This is a genomic window from Pseudomonas sp. UF-293 (assembly GCF_058245595.1).
The window spans coordinates 70,047-85,198 of the sequence record NZ_JBSICA010000006.1 but is presented as its reverse complement, the minus strand read 5'-3'; the positions used below and the strand labels follow the sequence as shown (position 1 = coordinate 85,198).

The 15,152-nt window shown below is 59.3% G+C and carries 11 protein-coding genes and 1 pseudogene; 3 read left to right on the top strand and 9 right to left on the bottom strand.

From position 1 onward, the window contains the following. Positions 1 to 146: 146 nt before the first annotated feature. Complete coding sequence (locus tag AC4IHP_RS09315; RefSeq protein WP_490831544.1) at positions 147 to 2,906, bottom strand: RHS repeat domain-containing protein; 2,760 nt, start codon at positions 2,904 to 2,906, stop codon at positions 147 to 149. A 589-nt stretch (positions 2,907 to 3,495) separates the two neighbouring features. Between AC4IHP_RS09315 and AC4IHP_RS09310 the strand changes: the two genes are divergently transcribed. After that, positions 3,496 to 3,852 (top strand): DUF6124 family protein, encoded by a 357-nt coding sequence (locus AC4IHP_RS09310; RefSeq protein ID WP_434767353.1) that lies wholly within the window; start codon positions 3,496 to 3,498, stop codon positions 3,850 to 3,852. Positions 3,853 to 3,956: 104 nt separating this feature from the next. After that, the gene (locus AC4IHP_RS09305; RefSeq protein ID WP_490831543.1) at positions 3,957 to 4,586 is read left to right on the top strand and encodes a class I SAM-dependent methyltransferase; all 630 of its coding nucleotides are present in this window, start codon (positions 3,957 to 3,959) and stop codon (positions 4,584 to 4,586) included. Positions 4,587 to 4,676: 90 nt separating this feature from the next. Here AC4IHP_RS09305 and AC4IHP_RS09300 read toward each other — a convergent pair whose 3' ends face one another. Genes AC4IHP_RS09300 through AC4IHP_RS09290 form a run of 3 tightly spaced genes read right to left on the bottom strand, consistent with a single transcriptional unit; the run spans position 4,677 to position 9,891 of the window. Beyond that, positions 4,677 to 7,730 (bottom strand): efflux RND transporter permease subunit, encoded by a 3,054-nt coding sequence (locus tag AC4IHP_RS09300; protein ID WP_490831542.1) that lies wholly within the window; start codon positions 7,728 to 7,730, stop codon positions 4,677 to 4,679. Beyond that, a complete protein-coding gene (locus AC4IHP_RS09295; RefSeq protein WP_039756393.1) occupies positions 7,727 to 8,791 on the bottom strand; it encodes an efflux RND transporter periplasmic adaptor subunit in 1,065 nt (354 codons plus the stop codon). Before AC4IHP_RS09295 ends, AC4IHP_RS09300 begins: the two co-directional genes overlap by 4 nt. Next, positions 8,788 to 9,891 (bottom strand): efflux RND transporter periplasmic adaptor subunit, encoded by a 1,104-nt coding sequence (locus AC4IHP_RS09290; RefSeq protein WP_423521718.1) that lies wholly within the window; start codon positions 9,889 to 9,891, stop codon positions 8,788 to 8,790. Before AC4IHP_RS09290 ends, AC4IHP_RS09295 begins: the two co-directional genes overlap by 4 nt. 222 nt (positions 9,892 to 10,113) lie before the next feature. On the opposite strand from AC4IHP_RS09290, the gene AC4IHP_RS09285 reads away from it, so the two are divergent. Then, a complete protein-coding gene (locus AC4IHP_RS09285; protein WP_490831541.1) occupies positions 10,114 to 11,274 on the top strand; it encodes an AAA family ATPase in 1,161 nt (386 codons plus the stop codon). 104 nt (positions 11,275 to 11,378) lie between these two features. On the opposite strand, the pseudogene AC4IHP_RS09280 reads toward AC4IHP_RS09285, so the two are convergent. The 5 genes and pseudogenes from AC4IHP_RS09280 to AC4IHP_RS09260 form a co-directional block, all read right to left on the bottom strand. After that, a pseudogene (locus tag AC4IHP_RS09280) lies at positions 11,379 to 11,494 on the bottom strand (glutamine ABC transporter substrate-binding protein); the annotation flags it as partial. A 439-nt stretch (positions 11,495 to 11,933) separates the two neighbouring features. After that, complete coding sequence (locus AC4IHP_RS09275; RefSeq protein WP_016772222.1) at positions 11,934 to 12,731, bottom strand: MetQ/NlpA family ABC transporter substrate-binding protein; 798 nt, start codon at positions 12,729 to 12,731, stop codon at positions 11,934 to 11,936. Positions 12,732 to 12,898: 167 nt separating this feature from the next. Further along, positions 12,899 to 13,831, bottom strand: coding sequence for a sigma 54-interacting transcriptional regulator (locus tag AC4IHP_RS09270; protein WP_460122811.1), 933 nt, complete (start codon positions 13,829 to 13,831; stop codon positions 12,899 to 12,901). A 51-nt stretch (positions 13,832 to 13,882) separates the two neighbouring features. Beyond that, complete coding sequence (locus AC4IHP_RS09265) at positions 13,883 to 14,464, bottom strand: alpha/beta hydrolase (RefSeq protein ID WP_007918704.1); 582 nt, start codon at positions 14,462 to 14,464, stop codon at positions 13,883 to 13,885. A 286-nt stretch (positions 14,465 to 14,750) separates the two neighbouring features. After that, positions 14,751 to 15,152, bottom strand: coding sequence for an ExbD/TolR family protein (locus AC4IHP_RS09260; protein WP_003220570.1), 402 nt, complete (start codon positions 15,150 to 15,152; stop codon positions 14,751 to 14,753).

The following is a 15,152-nucleotide window of genomic DNA, read 5'->3' as shown; positions in this document are numbered from 1 at the left end:
GGGACCGATCTTTCATCTGTGCCGCCCCCCCGGGGCGGACTTCCGCTGCATTTCGTCAATTAGAAGCTTGAGTCAATAGCGGTTTTAGCCATTAATCAAGTTGTAAAACAAATTGCTGTTTTCCTGCCTCGCCCGATAAAGCTGACTCATACTTTTTGCCGCAAAAAAACAATGCTGTCCGCGTTATTGAGTGCCATTTGCGCGCGCATATGAGGAGCCTCATTAAACATGGAAATCGAAGTTTCAAGATCCAGCATACCTGGAAGCCCCATATAATTCTCAACGGACGTAATGAAGTCACGATGGGACGCCGGATACCTTTCTGAAAACTCTAAATTTAAACCACCATTCATAATAGCTTCTGAAACCCCTCTAGCCGGGAGTTCGTACTGCATCACTGGATAGTTCAAGATTTCCGGACTTCTGGAGTTCAAATAGAAATTATCCACCGCATTCGGCCCAACAGCGCCAATTCTGTTAACCCTGTTCAAATGCAGTAATTCGTGCCCCAAAACCATTTCAAAATCACCATCGACCCTAGATAAGTTAATAGCAATTCGTCCATAAAAATCGTCTGGTCTGACCTCCGCGTTTGAGTGCCTCTCAGGTCCCGGACCGCCTACAAAACCTAAAAACTTCCCTCTTGCTGCCTGTCCGCCATAAGCATTTGTCATATCTAACCCACGCATCCAAACGTGTGAAAGCTGATTTTCTACTGCCCTGTATTCAGGGCCAAAATAACTTTGTAAAACTGCTGGAGATTCTGTAAAGCCTTGGGTTAATGCATAAATCGCTTCAGAAAAAACTTGTCCCATTTCGGGTAGCTGGGAGCTTATGATGGCTGAAAGATGCATAGGAAACTGATCAAGTCCGCGTGACACAATCCGCTTACCTGATTGAATGAGAGATGTTTCAATAAAATCATTTTCACCTTCATAAAACCACCTCCCATCCAGATCATTATTAACGACAGGCGTATTCGCAACAAAACAAAATAAATTCAACCCATTAACTGCTCCTGCAGGATCGCCACTTATCCAGCGCTGCAACCACGGCGCGTAATAACGATATCCATAATAGTAAAGACCGGTCGCATCCCGCTCTTTGCCTGAGTAGCGAATCGTTTTGTTTTTCGCCGCCAATGCATTTTTACCCGCCCAGCACGCCGTGCCACCAAACGGGTAATAGTGCTCCTGAGTCAAAATCCCCGCACCATCATCCAATTCCAGCGTGCTGGAACCGAGATGATCACTGAGGCTGTAACGCAGTTGGTCGCCTTCCACCCCGCTTGGCCAGTGCAGCAGTCGTACCCGATTGCGCCCGGTATCGACACTGACGACATGTCGCTCGACACCATCGACTTCGCGATAAATCTCGAGCCCCGGCAGATAACGAACTTCTGCCGTCAGCGTCTGACCGGACGCGTGGCTGACAGTGGTTTTACGCAACCGATGGCCCGGCTCGTCGTAGCCATAACATTCGTAGTCATCGCTTTCATTCGCACGCTTCACCAACACAACCCGGCTTAACTCATTGCGTACGTTCCAGTACATGGCCTGACCGCGTTGCAACTCCAACTGATTGCCCGCCGCATCAAATCCCAGCGCTATCTCCGATTCCCCGGGCAAAGAACCATCGGCGTGCTGCGCCAGGCTTCGGTTGCTGTAAGCCGAAGTAAACATCGAAAATCCCGGCGCACCGCTGTGGTGGCGAGTGACCAGGTTGCCCGCTGCGTCGTAGTCGAATTTCTGCGTGTAGTTGCGCCGTTGATTGGGATCGAGCGGCGTTGGCAGCAGCTCCGGCAAGGCCGGACCGTGGCTGGGCTGGCTGACTTCCCAGCCGCTGGCCTCGACCAGTTGATAAAGGCTGTCGTAGCGATACCGACTGACCGGATCGATGCGCTGATTGTTGAACCAGGACACGGATTGAGTCTTGTCTTCCAGGCTGATGACGTTGCCCACCGGATCGTAGACGTAATTCAGATCCTGCAACGGAGGGCGCGTGCCGACACTGGCGAGCAGTCTGAGCAACCGGCCGTCATCGCGGGTGTATTCGGCACGGGCGATGACGCCGTTGCCGGCCGTTTCACTTTCGATCTGACCCTGCGCGTTGTAGCGAATGGCGCTGACCAGGCACTTCGGCTGCCGGCCCTCGCCGGCCTGTAACAACCAGATCGCGCAAGCTTGCCCGGCGATGTTGTAATGCTGGGTCCGGAGGTTGCCTACCGCGTCGGTGTGATGCTGCAAGTCGCCGGTTGCAGTGAAAGTCTGTCGGCTGACGTAGGTGGTTTCCTCGAGATAGTCATCCCGCCGGTCGGGTTCGAGCGGCCAGTCAGGCGTCTCGAGCTCGATCAAAAAGCGTCGCGACTCCACCACCACTGCGCCAGCGAGGCCATAGCCATCGAAATGCCGATTGCCGGCCGGGTCGTCGTGGCGGATCGGTCGACCGCACTGGTTGTGCAGCGCGCGTTCATCGGTGGCTTTTGCATAGGTCCAGCGCTCGACCACGCGAGGCGGCCCGGCGTGCGCCTGCTCGGTGAGGGCTAGCGGTCGCTGCAGATCATCGTATTGGCGGTGACTCTGACTGCCCCGCGCATCCCAGCCAGAACACATCGAACCCGCTTCATTCAACAGCCGCACCTGCCAACCGGCGTCGACGCTGTCGGCGAGTAACGCTTGACCGCTCAATGCGTAGAGTGTGGCCAGATTCGGCTTGGGCGCAACGCCGTACAAACGCGGATCCCACGACGCTACCTGACGCCCCGCCTCATCAAAGATCTGCCGGATGATGCGCGATTCGATGTCGGCTTTATCCGGGTGTCGGCAATAGGCAACGCTGCGAACCGCCAGTGCGCGCGGGTCAATGACCGACAAGGTCGGAGTGGCGGTATCAGCGTGGGTGTTCACGGCTAGGCGAGCCCCTGGTGTCAATACTCCAAGCCTGAACCCGTTTCCTCTGGCGCGATACTGTAAGAACTACCAGTTGCTTTTTGGTCTGCGCGCCCAGACAGCGTATTCATTCGCCAAGGCTTGCCGATCAGTTGCGCTAGTACAGACTGGCGCGAGGGCTGAATAAGCGCTAAGGTCGATGGCGGCAGGTGGCCATCAACCTAGCCCATGTGATCGCAAAATTTTCGGCATTGCCCTTAGTGAAAATCAGATGTCTCCTACACGGTTTTTAGCGTTTCGCCAGCCCGAACCACATGGGTTTGCAGGACGATTCCTAGAATAATTTGCCCGCTTGTACCCGAAATATCCGGTAGCTAATCTCCGGTCGTCACTGTTTTGCGGTGACCGGATTCAGTTGTCCGGATTCGCTGGGCGTGCAGTCAGGCCTGACCTCGGCAGAGGCTTTTAGCTGTCTGATGTTGGCTGTACGCAGGGCACTTTCGGGTGCGTCGATAACCGGCGGCCGACGACTGATCTGCGTGCAGCCGCCGTCCTGCTCGTTTAGTCGCGAAATGGTTGGCTCCCACTTGATGTCAGGAGTTTACCCATGGAAAAAAATCTCACCGATCCGCCACTCAGCCTTACTTCCAGCAAGCGGTTCACCGAGGATTTGCTCAAGGATCGCTCTGCATTGTGCCGCGCCGTTGACTCGCATCTGGCTGGCACTCAGGTCACGTTGGCGGGACAGAAACGCGTCTACAGCATCAGCGAAGATGTGACGCTGGAGGATGCTCAATTGTATGTTGCCGATCTGCTGCGCTGCGCTTCGGTGACCGTCCATCAATGCGGTGACCACCTCGGGGGCGCGGATCGAGCCATGGTGTTCTCGGTCTGGCATTTGCTGGAAATGGCCAAAGCGATGATGGACCGTTCGATCGATTGCCTGGGCGCAAAGCAGCTTTAAAGCCTGCACCCATCGCCGCCTGCGCTGGCACCAGCGCAGGCGGCGTTTTTTTGCCGGCGAAAAAGCTTATAGTCCGCTCTCTCTTCGCCCATACAGCACCGATCATGAAGCAAACGCCCAGTGACCTCGAACAGATCACCGCCACAACCCTCAGTCACTACAACTCGGTGGCCGAGGATTTCCGCGAAGGCACTCGCGACCACGATGTCAGTCAGAATATCGAAGCCCTGTTGCGCCATATTCAGGCTGAGTCACCGTTGACGATTCTCGATTTCGGCTGCGGTCCGGGACGGGATTTGCAGACCTTCACGCGCATGGGCCACATGGCGATCGGCCTCGATGGCTCGCAGGAGTTCGCACGCATGGCCCGCGAGGACAGCGGTTGCGAAGTCTGGCAGCAGGATTTTCTCAAACTTGATCTGCCGGCCGAGCGCTTCGACGGCGTCTTCGCCAATGCCGTGCTGTTTCATGTGCCGTTGCAGGTATTGCCGCAAGTGCTACGGCAACTGCACGGCACCCTGAAACCGGGCGGCGTGCTGTTCAGCTCCAATCCGCGCGGGGACAACCGCGAAGGCTGGAACGGCCCGCGCTACGGCTCGTATCACGACCTCGAGGCTTGGCGCGGGTTGCTGAAGACGGCGGGCTTTGTCGAGCTTGAGCACTATTACCGGCCGGCCGGCTTGCCGCGCGAACAGCAACCGTGGCTGGCGAGCGTGTGGCGTCGAGTTGATTGAATATCAAAAGATCGCAGCCTTCGGCAGCTCCTACGTGGGAATGCGTTTCCCTGTAGGCGCTGCCGAAGGCTACGATCTTTTGCTTTTGCTTCAGGAAGATTCTTTTTCAGGCTCGCGAATCCTGTACCAGGCCACATACAGCGCCGGCAGGAATAGCAGCGTCAGCAGGGTCGCCACGACGATGCCGCCAATCATCGCGTAGGCCATCGGCCCCCAGAACACTTCGCGGGCGATCGGGATCATGCCCATGCTCGCCGCCGCAGCGGTGAGCAGGATCGGTCGGCGCCGGTGTTCGGTCGCTTCCACGACCGCGTCCCACGGTGCGTAGCCTTTCTGCTCGAACTCATCGATCTGCGTCACCAGAATCACCGAGTTACGGATGATGATGCCGATCAGCGCGAGAATCCCGAGGATCGCCACGAAGCCCATCGGCGTGCCGGTCGGCACCAGCGCCAGGACCACGCCGATCAGCCCCAGCGGCGCGACACTGGCGACCAGGAACATCTTCTGCACGCTGTGCAACTGGATCATCAGGAACGTCGCCATGAGGAACAGCATCAGCGGCAGCACTTTGGCAATCGGCCCCTGGGCCTTGCCACTTTCCTCGACCGTACCGCCGGTGGCGACCTTGTAGCCGACCGGCAATTTGGATGCGAAAGCGTCAATCGACGGCTTGAGCAGTTTCACCAGATCGGTCGGCTGAATCTCATCACGCACCGAGGCCTTGATGGTGATGGTCGGCAAGCGATCGCGACGCCACACCAGTGGCTGCTCCAGTTCATAACGCACGGTGGCGAACGCCAGCAGCGGAATCGAGGTGCCGCTCGGCGTGACGATCTGCAGGTTCTGCAGGGTTTCCGGGGTACCGCGCTCGGAATCCACGGCACGACCGACCACGTTGATCAGGTAGATGTCGTCATCGACCTGAGTCAACGGCGAGCCGCTGACGATGCTGTTCATCAGGTTGGCGACGTCTTCGGAGGACAGCCCGAGCTGCCGCGCCTTGTCCTGGGCGATGTCGATGCGCAGGACTTTGCCCGGCTCGTTCCAGTCGTAAATGATCTCGCCGATGTGCGGATTCTTGTCCAGCTCGGTGGCCAGGTCGATGGCGTGCTTGCGCACCTGATCGACGTCTTTGCCGCTGACTCGATACTGAATCGGACGCCCCACCGGCGGGCCCATTTCCAGGGCCTGCACATAGCTGCCGATACCGACGAAGTCTTTGTGCAGCCGCTCGCGCAGGCGCTGACTCAGGGCCTCGCGGGCTTCGAAATCCTTGCTGACGATCACCAGCTGCGCGTAGTACGGGTTCTGCAATTGCTGATCCAGCGGCAGATAGAAACGGATCGCGCCCTGACCGATGTAAGTGCTCCAGCGCACGATGTCCGGGTCACCCTTGAGGGTCGCTTCGAGCTTGTCCACGGCTTTGCGGGTTTCATCAATGGAAGCGTTTTGCGGCAGGTTCAGGTCAACGAGAATTTCCGGGCGGTCGGATGCCGGGAAGAACTGGTTCTGCACGAAACGCATGCAGAACACCGCCAGCACGAACAACAGCACGGTGATGCCGATCGCCCACCAGCGATTGCGCATGGCCCACAACAGACCACCGTTGAATGCCCGGCCGACGCGACCCGGCTCGGCGTCATGGGCCTTCACCTTGTCACTGAGGATATGCACGCCGATCACTGGCGCGAAGAACACCGCCACCACCCACGAGACGATCATCGCCACGGCAATCACCGCAAACAGCGTAAACGTGTACTCCCCAGCAGAACTGGCGTTGAGGCCAATGGGCACGAAACCGGCGACGGTCACCAGGGTACCGGTGAGCATCGGGAACGCCGTCGAGGTGTAGGCGAACGTCGCCGCCTCCTCCCTGCTTTCGCCCATTTCCAGGCGCGTGACCATCATTTCCACGGTGATCATCGCGTCGTCCACCAGCAGACCGAGGGCAATGATCAGCGCGCCGAGGGAAATCCGCTGCATGGTGATGCCGCTGTATTCCATGAACACAAACACCATCGCCAGCACCAGCGGAATCGAGCAGGCCACCACCAGACCGGCGCGCACGCCGAGGCTGATGAAGCTCACCACCAGCACGATGATGACTGCTTCGAACAGGGCGCTGGTGAAACCGCCGACGGCCTCTTCCACCACCACCGCCTGATCGGAAACCGTGTGCACGCCGACGCCGACCGGCAAGTCAGCGGTGAGCTGGTCGATGCGCTCGTGCAGCGCCTTACCGAACTCCTGAACGTTGCCGCCCTTCTGCATGGCGATCGCCAGGCCGATAGCCGGTTTGCCGTCGAAGCGGAATTGCGGTGTCGCCGGATCGACATAGCCACGGCTGATCTCGGCGATGTCGGCCAGACGATAGAAACGGTCGTTGAGCTTGAGGTTGACCTCGGCCAGATCTTTCTCCGATTCGAACTGACCCGAAGTGCGCACGGAGATCCGCTCCGGCCCCGCCTCGATCACCCCGGCCGGAGTCACTGCGTTCTGCGATTGCAGGCTCTGCACCACCTGACGCTGGTCGATACCCAGTGCGGCGAGTTTGCGCGTGGAGAAATTCAGGTAAATCGTTTCGTCCTGCTGGCCGACCATTTCGATCTTGCCCAGCCCCGGCACGTTGCGGATTTCTGCGCGCGCCTGCTCCACGTAATCGCGCAACTGGCGCATGGTCAGGCCATCGGCGGTGAAGGCGTAGACCGAGCCGTACACGTCACCGAATTCATCGTTGAATCCCGGCCCCTGAATACCCTGGGGAAACTGGCCGCGAATGTCGTCGATCTTCTTGCGCACCTGATACCAGATTTCCGGGATGTCCTTGGCGCTGGTGGTGTCGCGCAGGTACACGTACACCGTCGATTCGCCGGGGCGCGTGTAGCTTTTCACGTAGTCGAGGGAATCGAGCTCTTCGAGTTTTTTCTCGATGCGGTCGGTGACCTGCTTGAGGGTTTCCTCTTGGGTCGCACCCGGCCATTTGGTCTGGATCACCATGGTCTTGATGGTGAAGGACGGGTCTTCTTCGCGGCCCAGATTGAAGTACGAGAACACCCCCATCAGCAGCCCGACGAACATCAGGTACCACACGAAAGACTGGTGCTTGAGGGCCCATTCGGAGAGGTTGAAAGAGCCTTTCATTGACTGTCCTCGTCAAGTTTTACCGATTGTCCGGGTTTGAGACTGTTGACGCCGGCGCTGACCACGCGCTCGCCGTTTTGTACACCACCGGCCAGCACCACGCTGTTGTCGCCACGGCTGACCACGCTGACGTCGCGCGGATTGACGGTTTTGTTTTGCGTGTCGATCACCCAGATCCGGGTTTTGCCATCGACTTCCTGCAACGCGGTCAGCGGCAGTTCAATGCGCGGCTTGATCGCCGAGCTGAGGGTCACGCTGATCGCGGTGCCGAGGCGGAAACCGTCCGGCGTATCCGACAGGGTCAGGCGCGCGCGGCGGGTGCGCGTGGCGCTTTGTGCCTGCGGTTCGATCTCGCGGATGATCGCCGTGGTGTTGATGCTCGGGTCGAGTTGCGCAGCCACCGAGAACACCACGTCGCTGGGCAACTGATCGACCAGCGTATCGGGCAAATCGATCACCGCTTCCTTGATATCCGGTTGCGCCAGTGTCACCACCTGTTGCCCGGCAGTCACCACTTGCCCGGCTTCGGCGTTCCACGCGGTGACCACGGCTTTGTGATCGGAGCGCAGCTCGGTGTAGCTCAACTGATCCTTGCTCTGGCTGACCGCCGCCCGCGCCTGATCGAGCGAGGCCTGGGTGGTTTTCAGGTCGGTATTGGCGACGTCCAGTTGCGCCTGCGCACCGACGCCGCGATCGAACAGCGCTTGCTGACGGCGTGCATTGGCCTGGGCATTGATCAGTTGCGCCTGAATCCGCGCCAAGTCGCCTTGGGCCGAACGCAACTGGTTCTGCTGATCGGACGGATCGAGGGTGGCGAGCAAGGTACCCTTCTGCACTTCGGCACCGACATCGACGTTACGACTGGCGATGCGGCCGCCGACGCGAAAACCGGTGTTGCTTTCATAGCGCGCCTGAATGCTCCCGGCAAAGCGCCCGAGGCTTTCTTCGTTCAGCGCTTTGACCGTGACCGACAGCACCGGACGTACCGGTTCCGGCGGTGTTTCCTTTTCCGAGCAGGCGCCCAACAGCAGCGCCATGCACAACAGACCGAGGCGCTTCATGGCTGCGCTCCCGGTTGCAGATCCTTGTAGGTGTTTTCGGCGATCTCGACTTTCATGCCGGGGTGCAGCAACTGGCCGCCGGCGACAATGACTTTCTCGCCGCCCTTGAGGCCTTCGCTGATGATCACTTTGCCGGTCAGGTAACGACCGACCGTGACCGTGTGCAACTGCGCTTCACCCTTGTCATCGACCAGCCACACCGCCGGATCGCTGATGTTTTTCGTCAGCGCCGACCAGGGCAGTTCTACCGCCGACTTGCCGGTGCCTTTGGCGGTGGCGCTCACGACCGAACCGAGTTGCATGCCCGGCGGCAGCTTGTCGAGGCTGACCTTGACCTGCACGGTGCCAGACTGCGCCGACACCGAGGGGGTGATTTCGCGCACGGTGCCGGTGGTTTTGATCTCGGGGTTGTCGAGCAGGCTGACCACGATCGAACGATCGGACGGCCGCTCGGCCAGCAGCGATTCGTAGACATTGAACACCGCGTCGCGGTCGCCATCACGGGCGAGGCTGAAAATCGGCGCGGTGGCCTGCACCACCTGGCCGACTTCGGCCTGGCGCTCGGTGATCACGCCGGGCGCATCGGCGATCAGCGCGGTGTAACTGAGCTGGTCCTTGGCGTTGGCCAGCTGCGCCTGCGCCGCGCTCAACGCGCTCTGGCTGCTGCGCAGAGCGGCTTGTGCCGAATCGTATTCGCTCTGGCTGGTGTAGCCCTTGGGCAGGAGTTTTTGCTGACGCACGAAAGCGGCCGCCGCTTGCTTCACGCGGGCCTGTTCGGCGACGACTTGGGCCTGAGCGGAATCGACGTTGGTCTGCAGATCTTTCGGATCGAGTTTGGCCAGCACCTGCCTGGCGGTGACGCGGTCGCCGACATCAACCATGCGCTGGATGATTTTGCCGCCGACGCGAAATGACAGCTGGGTCTGCACCCGCGCCTGCACATCACCGGTGAGGGTCACCGCTGCGGCGTAGTTGGCCGGTTCGACTTCTTGCACAAAGACCCGTGGCAGATATTCCTGAGCAGGTTTCTTGTCGCCGCAAGCGGTGAGTAACGCCATGGCGCTCACGGCCATCAGCACTTTCAATCCGGGACCCGCCATGCACACTCCTTGGCCTTAAATGCTGCTGTCGAGACGATACGACTTCAGAGCTTAGAACAGGGTTCCACGCTTGACCGTCAGAACAACAGATTTATACCTGCAGGAGCTGCCCAAGGCTGCGATCTTTTGATCCTATTGAAAACAACGTCAAAAGATCGCAGCCTGCGGCAGCTCCTACACGGGTATCGTGTGGCAGATCCAGCGTATGCGGAGAAGGATTTCATGCTCAACACCCTGGCGGTGGCCAATTACCGCTCGATCAACAAACTGGTGATTCCGCTCGGGCGTCTGAACCTCATTACGGGACCCAATGGCAGCGGCAAGTCCAACCTCTACCGCGCCTTGCGCCTGCTGGCCGAAACCGCGCAAGGCGGCGTGGTCAATGCGCTGGCGCGTGAAGGCGGGCTGGACTCGACGTTCTGGGCCGGGCCGGAAACCATCAGCCGGCGCATGCGCAACGGTGAAGTGGCGATCGAACCGACGGTGCGCCAAGGGGTGAAGCGGCTGCGCCTGGGATTCGCCGGCGAGGATTTCAGTTACGCCATCAGCCTGGGCCTGCCGGAGCCAAGCACCTCATGCTTTTCCCTCGACCCGGAAATCAAACGTGAATGCATTTGGGCCGGCGCGGTGTTTCGCCCGGCGAGCCTGCTGGTCGACCGCAACGGCCCGATGATCCGCGCCCGCGAAGGTCGCGCCTGGGACGTGCTGGCGCAACACACACCGAACTTCGACAGCCTGTTCGATCAGGTCGGTAATCTGCGCAGCTCGCCGGAAGTGTTCCAGATGCGCGAGTTCATCCGGCGCTGGCGTTTTTATGATCACTTTCGCAGCGATGCCGACGCACCGGTACGCCAGCCGCAACTCGGCACGCGCACGCCGGTGCTGCACCACGACGGTCGCGACCTGGCGGCAGCCTTGCAGACGATTATCGAGATTGGCGATCCGCAGGCGTTAACAGCGGCGATCAGCGATGCGTTTCCCGGTGCGCGGCTGAATATTGCGCCGTTGACCGGTGGCCGTTTCGCTATCGAGTTCTATCAAGAGGGTTTGTTGCGGCCGTTGTCGGCGGCAGAACTGTCGGACGGCACCTTGCGTTATCTGCTGCTGGTTGCGGCGTTGCTGACCCCACGACCGCCATCACTGATGGTGCTCAACGAACCGGAAACCAGCCTGCACCCGGACCTGCTGCCGGCGCTGGCAAGGCTGATCATTCGCGCTTCGGAGCAGTGTCAGGTGTGGGTGGTGTCCCACGCACGACGGTTGATCTCGGCGTTGCAGGAAGATCCGGAATGCAATTGCATCGTGCTGGAGAAGACGCTGGGGCAGACCGGGATTGTCGGGCAGCGGGTGCTGGATGAACCGGCGTGGCATTGGCCGGATTGAGCGGTGACTGAAGAATTCGCGAGCAGGCTCGCTGCCACAATCGTACGCGATCAAATGTGGGAGCGAGCCTGCTCGCGAAAGCGATTCAAGCGTCACCGCTGAATCTCCTCGCCCAACCTGGCCAATTCGCTGTTGACCCAGTCACGCAACTCGAGATTGCCCTTCTTCACTGCCGGCGCAATCGGCTTTTGGACGCGTCGCCCGAATTTTGCTTAGCCCATTTGGGCTGCCCACATTCATGTCGCTTAAACATTGTTCTGCAGGTTTGCCGGGAAGGAATAAGAAGGCTATTTTTCTTTGCGCTGTAGGACGGATCTTTATTTCACGAAAGACCTCCAAGGACCCGCAGCTTTTGGCCAGACTCTCCGGCTCATTCATCACAAGGAAGAAAGACATGGACGTAAAAGTGCCGCAGCGGCTGGATCCGCAGGACATTGTGAAATTGCTCAGGGCGTTGCGCCGGGCGTTGAAGACGCAGGTGGCCTGAAGCAAGGGCCAGATCAAAAGATCGCAGCCTGCGGCAGCTCCTGCAGGAGACCGCATTCCCGTGTAGGAGCTGCCGCAGGCTGCGATCTTTTCTCTGTACGCACAAAAACGCCGATGACCATCACTGGCCATCGGCGTTTTCACGTCTGAAGCGGATTTACTCAAGCGTCAGATCAGAACGCCGGCAATACCGCGCCGCTGTACTTCTTCTCGATGAACGCTTTGACTTCCGGGCTGGTCAGGGCCTTGGCCAGTTTCTGGATCGCGTCGCTGTTCTTGTTGTCCTCACGGGCCACCAGGAAGTTCACGTACGGCGAGTCAGCGCCTTCGATCACCAGCGCATCTTTCTGCGGGTTCAGCTTGGCTTCAAGCGCGTAGTTGGTGTTGATCATGTCCAGATCAACTTCCTTCAGCACGCGCGGCAGCAGGGCCGATTCCAGTTCCTTGAACTTGAAGTTGTGCGGGTTCTTGGCGATGTCTTTCGGCGTTGCCAAAGCGTTTTTCGGATCTTTCAGTTCGATCAGACCGGCCTTCTGCAGCAGGATCAGTGCACGGCCGCTGTTGCTGCCTTCGTTGGGGATGGCGATGGTGGCGCCGTCCGGCAACTCAGCCAGCGTCTTGTACTTGCTCGAGTAACCACCGAACGGTTCAACGTGAACGCCCTGCACGGTCACCAGGTACTTGGATTTGTCATCCTTGTATTTACCCTGGTTGAAGCTGTTCAGGTACGGCAGGGTCTGGAAGTAGTTGGCGTCCAGACGCTTTTCGCCAACCTGTACGTTCGGCTGCACGTAGTCGGTGAAGACTTTGATTTCCAGATCCACGCCTTCTTTGGCCAGGGTCGGTTTGATCAGCTCAAGGATTTCAGCGTGGGGCACCGGCGTTGCGGCAACCACCAGTTTCTCGCCGGCGTTGGCGAAAGAAGCCGTCAGCGCAGCCGCCAATGCGGTAAACAACAGAACCTTTTTCATGCAGTGTCCTTATCGAAAATCACGGTCGTCATCGACGACGGCATTTAATACGTGTGCCAGTGAAGTGATATCGCTGGCGTGAGGCGGACAATACCCGGATTTTTTATTCCAGGACAATAACGTTTATTCAGCTTCATATTCCATTTTGTTCATGCTGAAGAAAATGCTTATACCGCCTCGCTCAAGCGAATCAGCCAATCTTTCAAGGCCTTACGCTCTGCACTGCTACCGCCGATGTGGGTCTGCCTCACCAGACGTTCGATCTGAACCTGCGGCGCAGACGCGTCAGGCAGGTTCAGATGTTCCGGCAGGATCTCGTCGCCGGTGCTGACCAGCAGAGCGAAGTGGATGACGTTTTCCAGTTCGCGGGTGTTGCCCGGCCAGCTGTGTTGTTCGAGCACATGTTGCGCGGCTTCGCTGATCAGCGGCACGGGCAGGTCCAGACGCTGGCTGTAGATGCCAAGGAAATACTCGGCCAGCGAGAGGATGTCGCCGGTCCGCGCGCGCAACGCCGGCAGCTCCAGATGGCCCTCGCTGAGGTAGTGATAGAGCCGCTCGTGGAATTTCCCGGCATCCACGGCCTGGGCCAGATCAATGCTGGTGGCGGCAACCAGACGCACATCCACCGGGCTCGGCTGATGCGCACCGACGCGGGTGACTTCGTGGTTTTCCAGTGCCGCGAGCAGCTTGATCTGGATCGGCAGGGGCAGGTCGCCAATCTCATCCAGGTACAGGGTGCCGCCGTTGGCCGAACCGAACCAGCCGGCGCGGCTGCTGGCCGAACCGCTGTAGCTGCCGGCGGCGTAGCCGAACAGTTCGGCATCGGCGTAGGTCGGGCTGATCGCGCCGCAGTTCACCGAAACGAACAGCCCGCTGCGGTCACTGGCTCGGTGGATATGCCGGGCGAGCAGCTCTTTACCGGTGCCAGTCTCACCGCGAATCAGCACTGAAATCGCACGTGGAGCCAACTGCTCCAACTCCTCGCGCAATTGCCGCGAGCGTGGATCAACGAACACCAACGCCTTGGCGCGAATGCTCAGAGGGCTTTTTTCCGCATCGGGAAAGGTCAGCAATGGCTGACCGAAAGTTTCGAAACTCATGGCAGGCTCCCGCCCAAAACCGCCAGCCGACGGGGGCGTTGAATAATGAGGTCAGGCGCGACGGCGGGCGTGATGTTCCAGGCGATTTTGCAGGCGATAGAGGTAGGCAAACCCCTGCTCCCAACGCTGATGCCCGGACTTGACGTTGATGTGCCCGGCACCGGCGAGAATCCCCGCCTCCGCGCCCCAGTTGCGCGCCAGTTCCAGCGCGCGCGGGGCACTGACGGCGGCGTCGTTGTCGGAACTGACGACCTGACTGGGGAACGGCAACAGATCCGTCGGAATCGGTGCGAAGTTACGCAGCGCTGGCGCGCAGGCTGGACGCTCGACATCGGCCGGCGCGACCAGCAACGCCCCGCGCACCTGACGCAGGTACTGCAACGGCGCAGTCGCCGCCCAATGGGCGACGGTGATGCAGCCGAGGCTGTGAGCGATGAGAATGACCGGCGTGCTGTCGGCGGCAATCGCTTCGGCCAGCGCGGCGACCCAGTCTTCACGGCGCGGCGTCAGCCAATCGGCCTGCTCGACCCGTGCGCTGTTCGGCAGGCTGTTCTGCCAATGGCTTTGCCAATGATCTTCTGGCGATCCTTGCCAGCCCGGCACAATCAGATAGCGGATTGATTCATTGCGCATGGGGGCTCTCCTGCGTCGTGTCTGTTGTGGATCGAGTATAGGGAGAGGAGTTATATTCGTTAAGGAATAAGAAGCTATTTATTAATACCCATAATGCATATGAGTCGCGAATCCTGTGGGAGCGAGCCTGCTCGCGAATACGGTGCATCAGTCGACGCTGATGTTGTGGCCAATGGCGCCTTCGCGAGCAGGCTCGCTCCCACAGGGTGAGTGTGTTGTGGCAATAACGCGGAATAAAAAAAGGGCCGCACCCTGCCAAGGAGACGGCCCCGGAAAACAAAATCTGTCACCGCGCGGTGATCACCGACAACTTGGTAATCCCCGCCCGTTCGATCGAAGCCATGGCTCGCGCCACTTCGCCGTAATTCACCCCGTCATCGGCCTGCAATTGCACGCGCACTTCCGGGTCTTTGGCTTTGGCCGACTTGAGATTGAATTCGAGCAAGTCGGGCTGAATCTCGTCCTTGTTGATAAACAGCTTGCCGGCGCCGTCGATGCTCACCACCAGCGGATCCTTCTGCTCGACTGGCGCCACCGCTTCGGTCTTCGGCAGGTTGATCGGTATTGCGTTGGTCAGCAGCGGCGCGGTGACGATAAACACCACCAGCAGCACCAGCATCACGTCCACCAGCGGCGTCACGTTGATCTCGCTGAGCACCTCATCCGAGTCTTGCGTGGAGAAGGCCAT